General features: G+C 35.9%; 7 protein-coding genes. 6 read left to right on the top strand and 1 reads right to left on the bottom strand.

Going from position 1 to position 14,482, the window contains the following annotated elements; genetic code table 11:
- The first annotated feature begins 248 nt into the window (after positions 1–248).
- The 6 genes from A9G35_RS10625 (at position 249) to A9G35_RS10600 (ending at position 12,987) form a co-directional block, all read left to right on the top strand.
- Positions 249–2,063 carry an AAA family ATPase gene (locus tag A9G35_RS10625; protein WP_065636835.1) on the top strand — a complete coding sequence of 605 codons (1,815 nt, stop codon included), beginning with the start codon at positions 249–251 and terminating at the stop codon, positions 2,061–2,063.
- 1 nt (position 2,064) lies between these two features.
- On the top strand, positions 2,065–2,709 hold the full coding sequence (locus tag A9G35_RS10620) for a 4Fe-4S single cluster domain-containing protein (RefSeq protein WP_065636834.1): 645 nt from the start codon (positions 2,065–2,067) through the stop codon (positions 2,707–2,709).
- Between the two features lie 11 nt (positions 2,710–2,720).
- A complete protein-coding gene (locus A9G35_RS10615; RefSeq protein WP_218057265.1) occupies positions 2,721–8,993 on the top strand; it encodes a protein kinase domain-containing protein in 6,273 nt (2,090 codons plus the stop codon).
- The gene (locus A9G35_RS10610) at positions 8,980–10,314 is read left to right on the top strand and encodes a hypothetical protein (RefSeq protein ID WP_065636833.1); all 1,335 of its coding nucleotides are present in this window, start codon (positions 8,980–8,982) and stop codon (positions 10,312–10,314) included. Before A9G35_RS10615 ends, A9G35_RS10610 begins: the two co-directional genes overlap by 14 nt.
- A gap of 984 nt (positions 10,315–11,298) precedes the next feature.
- Positions 11,299–12,186: an SDR family oxidoreductase gene (locus A9G35_RS10605; RefSeq protein WP_065636832.1), complete on the top strand. Its 888-nt coding sequence runs from the start codon at positions 11,299–11,301 to the stop codon at positions 12,184–12,186.
- A gap of 138 nt (positions 12,187–12,324) precedes the next feature.
- Complete coding sequence (locus A9G35_RS10600) at positions 12,325–12,987, top strand: YtxH domain-containing protein (protein WP_065636831.1); 663 nt, start codon at positions 12,325–12,327, stop codon at positions 12,985–12,987.
- 88 nt (positions 12,988–13,075) lie between these two features.
- On the opposite strand, the gene A9G35_RS10595 is transcribed toward A9G35_RS10600, so the two are convergent.
- Positions 13,076–14,284, bottom strand: coding sequence for an aminotransferase-like domain-containing protein (locus A9G35_RS10595; RefSeq protein WP_065636830.1), 1,209 nt, complete (start codon positions 14,282–14,284; stop codon positions 13,076–13,078).
- Between the last annotated feature and the right edge of the window lie 198 nt (positions 14,285–14,482).

Below are 14,482 nucleotides of genomic sequence, written 5' to 3'. Positions count from 1 at the left end.
TGTGTTTTTTATATTCAACATATTAAAATCTATTATAATCGTATCGGTTGTTATTGGGCTAATGGTTGGGTATTGCTACAACAATGTGAACAACAATATTACCAAAACAGTAAAATGATAGATATAGGCACTGTCTAGTATTTTGGTCAGGAACAATCAGCTAAAAGAAAAATACGCCAATAAATCATTTTATACCAATGTGCCTTATAATTATGAGTTAATAAGTTTTATTTTTAAGGGAGTCAAGCATGTTTGAAAATCCTCGATGGGTACGAGATTTGTTACGTTTTTTACCACTTAAAAGTCAATTTGTCTTATCCGGTAATATCCGAGATTTACAAGCTTGCGAGATAGTCCCTTCTGTTATTATACCACAATCTTTTGAATTAACCGTTTACCGTTGCTTAAAACAAGTCGGTTATGAGCATGTTGTGATATGGGATCCCTTGTCGGGCTTTCGATGTTTACAAACAGCCGACTTTCCTGCCAATAATACCGAGCAATTATTACAAAAGTTAGGTTTAACACCAGAAAATGGCAAAGCCGCAGGTGGTGTTGATTTATTGAGTTCTGTATTAGAACGGTTTGTTAATTTTGTTGGAGATCCCATTGCTTTATTGGTGGATTTTGCTTCTCAATTAAGTGTGCGCACCGATAATTTAACGCCAGCTGAACATCAATTATTTACACGAGCATTGATTTTGTCTCATCAGGCAAAAGTACGTCCTGCAGGGGAAAATCGCCAACCTTTTTTTAATACAGTGCTATGGGTCGTGGAAAAGGAGGGGGATTTACCTGATTGGTTCTTGGTGAATAATCCTAAAGTAAGATCTATTTCTGTCGCTAAACCAGATCATATTGCTCGCCGAGCTTTGGCAGGTGCATTAATTAAGGGAATTGCTCATGCCCAACAATTACCAGATGAGATTTTAACTCAAGCCGAAAAAACATTCGTAAATAGTACAGAAGGTATGCTGTTATTGGATATGAACGCAATTGCTACATTGGCACGAGTAGAAAATATAGGTGTTAACGTAATTGCTGATGCTGTACGACGTTATAAGGTGGGGGTGACAGAGGATCCTTGGCAAAAAATAGATAGAGAAAAAATACAGCAGGCAGAAAACTTTATTTCGCAGCGCGTAAAAGGGCAAATGCATGCTGTGACGCATATGTTAGATATTGTTAAGCGTGCAATTACGGGAATCGGTGTTAACCGTAAGGGGAATCGACCTCGAGGAGTAGTGTTTTTAGCTGGGCCTACAGGGGTTGGTAAAACAGAGTTAGCAAAAACTATCACCAGTCTATTATTTAATGATGAGAGTGCATATATCCGATTCGACATGTCTGAGTTTAGCTCAGAGCATTCAGATCAACGTTTAATTGGTGCACCTCCTGGTTATGTGGGGTATGACGTAGGCGGCGAGCTGACTAATGCAATTCGAGAAAAACCTTTTAGTGTTGTGTTATTTGATGAAATTGAGAAAGCGCATCCCCGTATTTTGGATAAATTTTTGCAGATTTTAGATGATGGTGAGTTGACTTCAGGAAGAGGAGATAGAGTTTATTTTTCTGAAGCGCTGATTATTTTTACATCTAACTTAGGCATTTATAAAATGACAGAAACCGGAAAACGAGAGGTGAATGTTAGTGCCGATGATTCTTTTGATGTGGTACAACTAAGAGTAAAAAATGAGATAGATCATTATTTCAAGTTAGTACTAAATCGTCCTGAAATTTTGAACAGGATCGGGGAAAATATTGTGGTATTTGATTTTATCCGCCCAGAAATTGCTGAACAGATTTTTCAACAAATGGTGGCTAATATTTTAAATGATTTTAAGCAAACAGGACTGACATTAACCTTTAGCCCTAATGCCATGCATAGCCTAAAAATGTTAGCTTTAACTGATCTTTCTAATGGTGGGCGAGGTATTCGTAATCAATTAGAAGCACATCTTTTAAATCCACTGGAACGTGAGTTGTTTGCTTTAAATCCTCAAGCTGGGCAGCATGTAACTATTACCTCAGTGCAAGCTAATGCAATAACATTGGAGTTGTAGAATGGTAAAATTAGGTTTATCTCGTATCCATTTTCCGGTGACGACACTAGGACCAGGTAATAGAATAGGTATATGGTTTCAAGGATGTCGTTTAAGGTGTAAAGGTTGTATTTCAGCTGACACATGGGGCACTGCCAAAGAGTTTGTTGATGTTGATGAATTAGTCGATAAACTAACACCTTGGTTAGCACAAGCTGATGGCATTACTATTTCAGGTGGCGAGCCTTTTGATCAAGTGAATTCCTTATCTACCTTACTACAACAGCTTAAACAAAAAACGGCCATTGATATTTTAGTGTATACCGGTTATTCATTAGAGCAAATAACCGAACATTTAATTACGATTAAACCTTATATAGATGCATTGATAACCGATCCCTTTCAATACCAAACAGCGCAAACGTTACAACTTAGAGGTAGTGATAATCAACGGCTACACTTTTTCACACCTTTAGGAGAAAAACGGTTTAGATCTTATCAAACCACCGTGAACGAACAAGAAAAAGCACTGGATGTAATGTTTGATGAAGATGGAACGGTTTGGTTGGCAGGCATTCCTAAAAGAAATGACATGCAGCTATTACAAGATATGTTAGCACAACAAGGCCACCGTATAGTATTAACAATCGATAAACCCCGAGATTAAGGAAAACAATTATGGCAATGATGCGTTTTTGTCCTCATTGTGAAACAGAAAGATCACTTTATGAGATTTTTTGCGAAGGAACTATTGAGACAGGAGTTTGCGGTTGGGATTTGTCGAACGAACCGATTCGTGAATCAGGTTGGCGACCGTTGTCTATTGTTACAGCCGAGGAGTTAACCGAGCAAATAAGCTCATTGCCACATTGTGTTAATGGTCACCCGATGGATGAGGGGGATTTGATGTGCATGGTGTGCGGTGGGGATTTAGCCGAGTTAGATGTTATAGAACAAGAGGTAATATCTGCGGCAACTCAAACCTTAGAATCTGCATCACAAGCAGTGGAAACAACAATTGATAACTGGCGAATATTAAATACATTAAGTACCACAGATGGGACTAGAGAGCGCTATTTAGCCGAGAGAATTGAAGATAAAAAAAGAGCCGTCTTAACACTTTATCATGCCGGTGCCGAGCCTGACGTGGCGATTTATGATGTATTAAAACAACTACCTAAAGAGCACGTTCCTGAAATTATTACCGCAGGTCGTTGGAATGCTCAAGCTTATGTGGTGGCGGAAGAACTAACAGGAGGAAGCTTATCAGATCTTGGTATTGTTATGACCGATCTTGTTAGCATTAAGCATGTTATGGCAGAGTTAGGTCAAGCTTTACAGGCGTTTACCGAGGTAGGATTAAGACACTGTGATTTAAGACCTGAAACATTGTTAGTAAGAACTAAAGATCCTTTAGATTTGGTGATTACAGGCTTTGGATCTGCTCGTTTATCAGAATTTGATTTAGAGGTTATATCGCCTTTAAAAACAACTCGCTATATGGCACCTGAAGTTATTGCAGGTGGCGTTAGCGTTGCATCGGATTGGTGGAGTCTGGGGATTATTCTATTAGAGCAATTAACCCAAGGGCAATGCTTTGCTGGTGTGAATGATCAAGCTTTTTTAATACAAATATTAACCAATGGAGTAACAATTCCTGATAACTTACCAACACAATTACAACAATTATTAAAGGGGTTATTGGCTAAAAACCACCATGAACGTTGGCAATGGCCACAAGTGCAGGCATGGCTACAAGATCAAATGGTTGCCGTGCCAGAAGCCTTATCAAGCCCTCAACACGAATTAGGTTCAACAATTCAGCTAGGAGAGCGACATTATTCTGATATTAAATTATTTGCCTTAGCTGCAGCTGATCCGCTTTATTGGCAAGAAGCATGTGATCATCTTGTAAGAGGTTTAGTCACAACATGGTTAGAAAAGGCTGAGTTTGATGAGCAAATACTGGCTAAAGTAAGAGAAGTTTTACGTCAACTTGATTTAAGCGACGACTTAAAGTTGATGTTAGTACTTAAGATATTAAATCCTGATATGCCATTGGTACTCAAAGGCGATATTATTACACCAAGTTGGCTATTACAGCATCCATTACAAGGATGTCTATTTATTGAGGGATTTATCCCCCATGTTTTACAAGATTTGGAGATTTGGCTGTGGCGTTTGCAAGAAAGAGCAAATACAGTTAGAAGACGAGCCGATAATTTGCAAATTCGCTTGGATGAAGAAACGCTAAAGATTCATCTGCTTTCTACATCGCGCGCTCAATTAACTGCATTATGGGAGGAGCGATTAGCTATTTTTCCTGATGCCAATAATGTTGGAATTTTATCATTAATTGAGCGACGAGCAATCAGTGAAGAAGATTTGATTGTATTGCTAAGCGCTCAGATCGGGCAATTCAAATCGATAGATAATGTAACGCAAGAAGTTTTAAAATTAAGTGATCAGCATTCAGTCGTAACGGTGGATGAGCAAGAATTAAAAGAATTAATGCGCCAACCTAGATTAGCACTTTATCAAATGCTTAATGAGCGTATTGAAGGTTTTGCTTGTATAGGACATGAGCAGCTAGATGCTTGGACTGAGCAATACCGATTAGAAAAAAGAATGCCTTTTCACCAGTTGTTACTGTTATTAAGTGTGCCGGCAGAGCAATGGATAAAACCGCATAAACAGCAATATATTTCACAGATTATTGATTTCTTCCATAAAAAAGTTTCTGCCTCAGTATTGCAAGGACCTTTAGTTCGAATGCATTTAGGGCTGTACATGCCACGAATCGATATTTATTTACTAGGTACAGAGCGTAAGCCCGCAGAAGCATTATTAGATCATCTTGTTGCACGTAATAGCCGTCAAATAAGTATCGATCTGATGGCATTTCAGCAAGATCAATATTTAGAGCGTAGATTAAGTAATTTATATAGACAATCTTCTTTGTACAAAAGAGATACCGGCATTGATGATTTGTATATGGGGTTTCCTTTCTTAATTTATCAAGAACCCACAGCATATCGATTACCTCGTATTGCACCATTGCTGTTATGGCCGATAAAACTTCATTACGAGCTTGGTGCAAGAAATCATATTGCCTTTTCCTTCGATCATGATCGGGAAGAAATTAGAATTAATCCTGCTTTGGAAGGAATATTAGGTAAGAGCTTATATCAAACATGGAAAAATACATTAGATGAATTATTAACCCGTTCCGCTTTATCTACACAGGAAATTATCGATGCTCTTAGTATATTGGGGAACCCTTTATCAAGAAAAGTACAAGCCTTACCATTTAAGCAAGAGATAAAGCGAGGAAAGCTATACTTAAGTTGCTCAGCTGTGTTTTTTAATGTTAATTTTATGGGGCAATCGATAGGTGAAGAATTAAATAAACTGAAAAAAATATCTCCTATTGGCACTGCATTAGAAACCGCATTACGATTAAAATCTTACCAAACTTTAGCGGATATTCCTGAAAAAACACCCGAGCTAGAGCGCTATTTTACCGTTGCAAGCGATCCCTCTCAAGAAAATGCAGTACTTCAATCAAGACAATATCCTGGACTATTGATTGAAGGACCTCCAGGCACAGGAAAGAGCCAAACCATTGTCAATATGATAGCCGATGCGATTGGTCGTAATAAAACAATTTTGCTTGTCTGCCAGAAAAAAGCTGCGCTTGAAGTTGTTTATAAAAGACTTGTAGCTGAGGGGCTTAATAATCGCGCAATAATGATCAATGATGTGAATGCTGACCGCAATATAGTGATTATTAGTATCCGAGAGCAACTTGATAGACTATTTAAGTCACCAGTAGATACTCACTGGGAAGCTAAAAGAGAACAAATTGCAAACCAAATTACTCAGTTAGAACATCAACTCGATAGTTATCACCAAGCTTTGCATCATGTAGATGAACAGACAGGATTAACTTATAGAGAATTAATAGCTGAATTGATCAGTTTAAATAAGCAGCCGAGTACATTTGTAGCACCACAACTTAGAACCGTATTAAGTGCATTAAATAAAGTACAATTAGCCGAGCTAGAAGATGAATGTGCATTACTGATACGTTATTGGCTACCAGCGAATTACGAGCATACGGCATTAAGTGAGTTGCGTGCTTTTTCGCATGAGCCAGCAACCCTCAGTGATTTTAATCATTTCTTTACTGATTTTATGGAAGCGGAACATAATCGTACAGTTGTGTTAAACATTAACCAAGCACGATTTGATTTAAATGATCCTACCCCCTATCAACACTGGATAGAAACTGATGGACAGATGTTTTTAGCAATTTCTGACAGTGTAAGAATACAACTAAATAAATGGTCTTCGCTTTTTAAAGTCGACGCTGCTAAACAACAAAGTTCATCAGAAGGTTATACACTGATAACAGAGCTAAAGCTGCTTGAAGAACAATTGGCCGTTATTAGTGATGCTTCGTGGTGCGATTTATCGCCTAAGTTATGTTTGTTAGAACAGCAACAGCTCGATAAATTAACAAAGCAAGCTAGCCGCATGATGACACCAACTTCTTGGTATAGCTTTTTAAGTATTACGCGATATTCTGCAAAGAAAAATTTAACGCATTTCTTAATGCAACAAGGTGAAATATCTGATGGAACACGCTTCCCAATGCTTTTTCACGCATTGATTTTAGAGCAACAATATCGCCCTATTCGTAATAAATTACAGTGTATTTTTAAACAATTACAATTACCGATACCTGATAATACAATTGGCATTAAAATGGCTGGACTCATTAATGAAACGATAGTTACTTTAGAAGAAGTAATGCAACTATTTAACAAAATAATGATCGCCCCGAGAACCGAAGAGGTAGAAGCAGCGTTATTAAATAGCAAACCGGCCTTTGAACAACTTTTAGCTGATTATACTACAGCTTTTAATCGTTACTTTGCTCGAAAAGAAGCACTAGAAAAATTAGCTAGGATTGAACACTATTTAAGCCCTTCGCTTTATCAAAGCTGTAAAACAGCGATAGAAAACAATGTGTCAACGGAACCTAAACTATTAGACATCAAGCAAGCTTTACCTAGCTTGGCTGACTACCAATATTTTAGAAAAAGAGCCGAACAACTTTCAGCCACTTCCTTACAGTTGCTAGCTAAATTGCGTAGTTACCAAGAACCATTGAAACAAATAGCGGTAACTGATTTAGAAAAAGTATTTAGGCAATTGGTCAATGGAGAAGCTTATCAAGCATGGAAAGAAAGAATAGAGTTAGCCTATCCAATCTTATTAATTAATGATGAAGAAACACAAAAACGAATTAAATTATTAGCTGCAGCTGACCTTGAAATGCGAGCTTTGAACAGCGTATTACTTGAACAAAATATTCCTATTAAAGAATTAGGATCATTAAGACAGTGGGAAGATATTACAAGGCTAACAGGTGTTAGAGCTAGGCGTTTAAGAGAATTTATAGAACAAGGTGAAAAATTAGGCTTAATGAAACTTAGATCTATCTGGTTGATGAATCCTGATGTGGCAAGTCGTTTATTACCTTTAAAAGCAGGCTTATTTGATACGGTTATTTATGATGAAGCTTCTCAAATGCCGATACAATACGCTATCCCAACCCTTTACCGTGGTAAAGTATTGGTAGTAAGTGGTGATGAAAAGCAAATGCCTCCTAGTAATTTTTTTGCTAATCAAATAGAAATAGAAGAAGCTGATTTAAATCTGTCTTATGATGAATTAAGCGATGAAGAACAAGAAGAATTACAAACCGGTCAATGGAATTGTAGAGAAATTATGGATTGCCCTGATTTGTTGCAATTAGCACGTTCAGTATTACCAAGTACAAGCTTACAAATTCATTATCGTTCTGCTTATCGTGAATTAATTGCTTATTCTAATGCAGCTTTTTACAATAATCAGCTTAATGTACCAGTACGTCATCCAAAATCGACAATAAAACAAGTTCAACCTATAGAATTTTTACAGGTTAATGGAGTTTATCACAATCAAACAAACCTCACCGAGGCAGAACAAGTGGTGGAAAAGGTTGCAGAGATTTGGCAATTACCGAAAGAACAACGTCCTTCACTCGGTGTTGTTACATTTAATAAAAAGCAGGCTGATTTGATTGAAGACTTATTTAATAAAAAAGTCCGAGAAAATGAGATATTTCGAACCCTTTATCTCGAAGAGACTCAGCGTGTAGAGGCGGGTGAAAACATGTCTTTTTTTATTAAAAATGTAGAAAATGTACAAGGTGATGAGAGGGATATCATCATATTTTCTACGACATTTGGTCGAAACAAAGAGGGCGTGTTCCGTCGTAACTTTGGCGTGCTTGGACAATTGGGAGGAGAACGTCGACTCAATGTTGCCATCACACGGGCAAGAAAAAAAGTAATATTACTTTGCTCTATGCCAATTGAAGATATATCAGATATGTTAGCATCACAACATCAACCAATAAGCCCAAGAGATTACTTACAATGTTATCTGGCATATGCTAGAGCCTTGTCGGCTGGAGACTTCGTTACAGCACAAAGCCTTTTAAAAGGTATTATTGCCACTACTGAAACTCAAGCAACAAAATTAATCGAATCTCGACAAGATGCGCTTTTAAATGATGTAGAAATGTTTATACGATCACTAGGGGTGTCTTATACCAAAAATTCAGGAACAGGCGTTTTTGCTTTAGATTTCGCAATAGAAGATCCTAAAACACAACTTTATATAGTGGGCATTGAGTGCGATGCTCCAACACATCCTTTATTGGCTAATGCTAGGGCTAGAGATATTTGGCGTACGGCGGTGCTAAAAAGATCTATTCCTCATATCATTCGTATCACATCGCATGAATGGTATGAACAAAATGAACAAATTAAAGCCAAGCTTAGGCAATTAATAAATGAAACGCTTGCCACAGGAGAAACCCATGAGCGGTCCTAAAGTTGTACACATAGTGACACGAGAAGAAATAATAGCTACTTGCCAAGGAATATTAGCCCAACTTGATCAAGCCATTAACCAATGGCAGCATGCGATGCAAAACTTAGCAATTACCGATGATAAGTTTTTGCAAGGCATCATCAACACACGAGAAAAATTTAATAAATTATTGGCTGAAGATAAATTTTCAGATATTCAACGACTAGTACCTATAGAAATTAAACAGTTGCAAGCGGATATTATTGAACGTAAGCAAGTCATAATAATAACATTAGCGAAGCAACGTGAAGAAGCAAGACAAACCAAAGAAAATGCTCAACTGTTGATAAATGCAATAGCACAAAAAGGGCTGCACCTACCAAAAGCATTACACAATGAACTGACACAAATAATACAAGGAAACTACCAAGGCTCAGCAACAGCTGTACTTAACCAAGTCTTTGGTTATTTAGTACCTGAACAACAAACGAATGTGTTGACGGCAAAACAACAAGCAATCTTAAATAGCATGAATGTAGATAAATCAACACAAACTTATACAGATTGGCTAACTAAACATCAAACCTCACAAAGGGATCCGCGCTTTAACCGAATAGATCATTACTTAAGTGAACTCGCATTAGAAAATAAAAATGTCTATCAATCTTTTATGCAACGATTAAACATAGCAGAAACAGAAACAATAAAACAACAACAAAATTTATTACTAGATAGTATTTTATTAGATTTATCAAAAACCGTACAAGAAGCTAAAAAGCGTACCCAATTATTGGCTAAATTAGAACTCATCGTAGCGGAGTTGAAACAAAAATCAGTAGAACCTTTAAAGTTAGATATTCAACAATTGGATCAGTTAACTATAGATGAATTAACAACATTAGTTGAAAATTGCGAGCAGCAACTTATAAAAGTAACCAACACCATAACCGCAACTTACAGGCAGCAAACTTTACTTCAATGCTTATCTAAACTAGGTTACGAAGTAAGGAGTGACATGCAAACTCAATGGATTAAAGACGGGCGATTAGTCATTCGCAATCCTGCCACACCAGGATATGGTATTGAATTTACAGGACAAGCTGAAAACCAACGGATGCAAGTTAGAGCGGTCAGATTTACTCAACAAGAAGATCGACAACGAGATAAAGATATAGAAACACTATGGTGTAGCGATTTTGCTAAATTACAAGCATGGCTTGCTAAGCAAGGAGATTCATTAATACTAGAAAAATCACTCCCTATTGGACAGGTTGCTATAAAACAAGTTAACGAAGAACAAAATGGTACAATAATAAAAGAAAACGTAAAAAAATATTTTTAGTAAATAAAATATATTATCTGTAGGAATTCCTCACGTTGTTTACAGTAATTTAAGAAACACTGTAATAAATATCCTTGAAAAAAACAAAATTAACGCCTTACCACAGACAGGTGATAGGGCGCTGATATCATAAAGAAAAATTATTATCACCAATTTAGCTAAACACTTTATAGTCAGTGGCTAAAGCATTTATAACATACTAAAAAAGCCTGATAAAAGTTTTTATCCCTTAAGTTGTGAAAATGAATGTTATAAAACCATCAGTTAGGGTGTTAACCATCAAATTAAAATCTAAAAATCCATTGAAGATAAATTAAAAAGGCAAGCTAAAGGTGATAACAAAACCTATCTGAGCAAAATACGACAGGTTGATACCAAAGATTTACTTTTACTTAAAAATCAAACTAAACCGCAAATTAGAGAATATTTGCTTTTCTATATAGCATTGATTTTTAATTACTTTATACATAAACGTAGTACTCTCCTGAAACTTTTTGACAAAAATGACGCTGTTTTTGATGGTATTAACTATCACTACGATATTAATAATGAAAAAAATATAATAATTCAATTAAAATCAATATTTTGTTAAATTTATTAACTATTTTATTTCATTTGTTATAGCTAGCTTAGTTAATTTTAATTTGCTACACTAAATCCAGTAAAAAATTATACAACGTTCATGGCTTTGACATGACTATTTCCACTGTTCTCACCAAGCCCACTCAAAGCCAGCTTTAATGAATTTTAGTTCTTATTTTTAATTTTTTTGAAAATTTAGAAGGTGTTGCTACGTAGCAAAATTCAGTTTTAAAAGCAAAAGTCTTTAAAAAAGTCCCGATATCAAACTATATAATTTATTGAATTGATTAAGTATTTTAAACATTGATATAAGTACACATAGGAGCTTGTGAGTCTTAATCGATTTTTACTTAAATTATATTGGAAGTTTCGTAAAAATATAGACTAACTTAGGAGCAAATTATGCGTAAACAAATCTATAATCCACTTACAAAATATCATCATGAAAAATTTCCAAAACAAAAACAGGTTGCGCCAGCTTTACAGTGCGAAATGACCCCGATTCCTGATTGTGGCGAAAAGAGCTATCAAGGACATAACCGTTTAGAAGGGCGTAAAATACTTGTAACTGGTGGTGATTCAGGCATTGGGCGTGCAGCGGCAATTGCTTATGCAAAAGAGGGTGCTGATGTGGCTATCAATTATCTTCCTGTTGAACAAAAAGACGCAGAAGAAGTGGCTAAAGTTATTGAAGCTGCTGGGCGTAAAGTTGTGTTAATTCCCGGTGATTTAAGTGATGAGGCTTTTTGCAAAAAATTAGTTGATGAAGCTCATAATAAATTAGGAGGGTTAGATAATTTAACGTTAGTTGCCGGTAAGCAAACTGCGGTCGAAAACATTATGGATCTTACTACAGAGCAAATTAAAAAAACGTTTGAAGTGAATGTGTTTTCACTCTTTTGGGTGACTAAAGCGGCTTTAGGATATTTAAAACCCGGTTCGACTATTATTACAACGTCATCTGTTCAAGCTTATCAACCTAGTGGTAATTTATTAGATTACGCTTCAACTAAAACAGCTATTATTGCCTTTACTCGTGGCTTATCTAAACAGTTAGCTCCTAAAGGGATTCGGGTAAATTGCGTGGCACCAGGCCCTGTTTGGACACCATTACAAATTTGTGGCGGTCAACCAAGCGATGTGATTCCTGAATTTGGTAAACAAACTCCTTTGCAACGAGCAGGTCAACCCGTTGAGCTTGCAGGTGTTTATGTGCATTTAGCATCAGAAGAGTCAAGCTATACAACAGGTGAAACGTATGGCGTTACAGGTGGTATGCATATTAACTAATGGGTATTTGTCACTGTAAAAGTGCTTTTTATGCACTTTTACAGCTGATTTATAGGTAATCAATTTTTAAAATCAATGGACTATTGCGAATTCATATCACTATAGCCAATATAAATTAAAAAATAGAAGGGGAATAATATGAAACTTTTTAAAGTAATCTCTTTAGTAGTATTAGGTTTTTTTTTAGTTAATTGTGATAATTCAAAACAAAAAGCCGATGATATCAAGCAACAAGCTGAGCAAACAAGTTCAGAAATGAGTGATAAAGCCAATCAAGTAGGGGCTCAAATTAGCGAACAAGCGAATCAATTAAGCGATCAAATTGGCGATAAAGCAAGTCAATTAGGATCCCAAATTGGCGATCAAGTTAAGCAAGTAAGCTCAGCAGTTAGTGATAAAGTAAAAGATTTGTATGAACAAACCAAATCAGAAAAAGATGATATGCTTAATAAGGTTAAAGAAGGTAATTATAGTGTTGCCCAAAGTTTAATGATCAAGGCGATTAAAACAAAATTACCTGTATCTATTGATCCGAGCATAACTTTAGTTGATGTATCAACAGATAGTAATGCAATTGATTATAAATATGTCGTGAATAATATTACTAAAGACGCATTACTAGCTGAAACCAATCAAAAAAATTTACAAAACAAATTGGTTGCGTTTTATTGTGGTGATGATGCTAGTATGAAGACGCTAAGATTAGTATTCCCTAAAGGTGCTAATCATAATTATTATATCAATAATGATAAAGTTCTTTCAGTGGATGTAAAACCAACTGATTGTGATGATAATGATTAAATATATTTTGATTAACTTGAATAAAATAAATAGTTAATAATCATTAATGAAAAAGGGCTCTATTTGAGTCCTTTTTATTGGTATGAATCTACATTATTGTTGGGCTTTCTTCTAGTATATCTGACCAGTTAGCGATTAGTTTAGCTAATGTTTTGATGCCTTGTTCAATTTTTTCTTCTGGTACTGTGACAAAAGCAAGTCGCATGCAATTAGTTCGAATAGCATTAGCAAAAAAGGTTTCGCCCGGAACAAAAGCCACTTTATGTTGGATTGCTTCGCTAAGTAGTTCTGTGGCATTGATATTTTGGGGCAATTCAATCCAAATAAACATACCTCCTTCGGGGTTATTCCAAGTGACTGTGCTTGGCATGTATTTTTGTAATGCATTTAACATTGCTTGGCAACGTTGAGCATATAATTCACGAATAGTTGGTATATGTTTATCAAGAAAGCCATCTTTTATTACATGGTAAGCAATACGTTGAGTTAGGCTTGGAGTGTGTAGATCGGCTGCTTGTTTTAGTTGTACTAATTTGTTGATTAGTTTTTCATTGGTAACGATATATCCAAGGCGTAGTCCTGGGGCTAAAATTTTTGAGAAAGAGCCTAAATAAATAGTGTTTTCTGGCGCTAATGTATATAAGCTTGGTAAACGATGTCCTTGATAATCTAATTCTCCATAAGGATCGTCTTCGACTAATGCAAGGTTATTGCGGATTGCTTTTTCTGCTAATTGTTGGCGTCGAGCTAATGGTAAACGGCGTCCTGTAGGGTTTTGGAAGTTAGGAATTACATACATAAAATTGGCATCGGCTGCCGTTTTGTTGTCAAGTTTTTCAGGAATAATACCCTGTTCATCACTTTCTAGCGAAATATATTCAGGTTCATATTGAGTGAATGACTGTAATCCACCTAAATAGGTTGGGGTTTCAACTAGGATTTTGCTTCCTTTGTCTATCAATGCTTTACCAATAAGATCTAAAGCTTGTTGGGAACCAGTGACTATCAAAATTTGGTTAGGTTTTATGTTGGTGTTATCACGCTTAGATAAATATTCAGCTAACCATATGCGTAGTGGAGCATAACCTTCGGTTGGTCCATATTGTAAAGAGCCATTCATTTCGTCAGCAGTAATAATATGGTTAAAGGCATCTTTTATTTCTTGGACTGGAAAGGTATTTGGCGAAGGTAAGCCACCAGCAAATGAAATGACATCAGGCTGTTCGGTAATTTTTAAAATTTCACGAATAGCAGAGCTTTTCAATGCGATAGCTCGGTTAGATAGTTTCCACAACATAAATACACACCTTAATTTTGTTTATAATTAGTTTTATTAGTTAATTATTGTACCTTTACGAATATGCTAGGAATGATTTAGATATCAACAATATCGCAGTTACAATATTATTTTTTTCTTTACTATAATATGGCATATTTAATTTGTCATTAAAACCTATTAAATAATTTAGATGTATTTGAGTTGTTTAATATAATG

The sequence above is a fragment of the Gilliamella sp. Choc5-1 genome (genome assembly GCF_001690595.1).
Lineage (GTDB): Bacteria > Pseudomonadota > Gammaproteobacteria > Enterobacterales > Orbaceae > Gilliamella > Gilliamella apicola_M.
The sequence above is the reverse complement of the archived record's forward strand: the minus strand, read 5'-3'. Positions and strand labels throughout refer to the sequence as shown.

What these genes read in the sequence shown, in the direction of transcription:
- A9G35_RS10625 (WP_065636835.1), top strand. Translation starts at nt 249, where the DNA reads ATGTTTGAAAATCCTCGATGGGTACGAGATTTGTTACGTTTTTTACCA.
- A9G35_RS10620 (WP_065636834.1), top strand. Translation starts at nt 2,065, where the DNA reads ATGGTAAAATTAGGTTTATCTCGTATCCATTTTCCGGTGACGACACTA.
- A9G35_RS10615 (WP_218057265.1), top strand. Translation starts at nt 2,721, where the DNA reads ATGGCAATGATGCGTTTTTGTCCTCATTGTGAAACAGAAAGATCACTT.
- A9G35_RS10610 (WP_065636833.1), top strand. Translation starts at nt 8,980, where the DNA reads ATGAGCGGTCCTAAAGTTGTACACATAGTGACACGAGAAGAAATAATA.
- A9G35_RS10605 (WP_065636832.1), top strand. Translation starts at nt 11,299, where the DNA reads ATGCGTAAACAAATCTATAATCCACTTACAAAATATCATCATGAAAAA.
- A9G35_RS10600 (WP_065636831.1), top strand. Translation starts at nt 12,325, where the DNA reads ATGAAACTTTTTAAAGTAATCTCTTTAGTAGTATTAGGTTTTTTTTTA.
- A9G35_RS10595 (WP_065636830.1), bottom strand. Translation starts at nt 14,284, where the DNA reads ATGTTGTGGAAACTATCTAACCGAGCTATCGCATTGAAAAGCTCTGCT.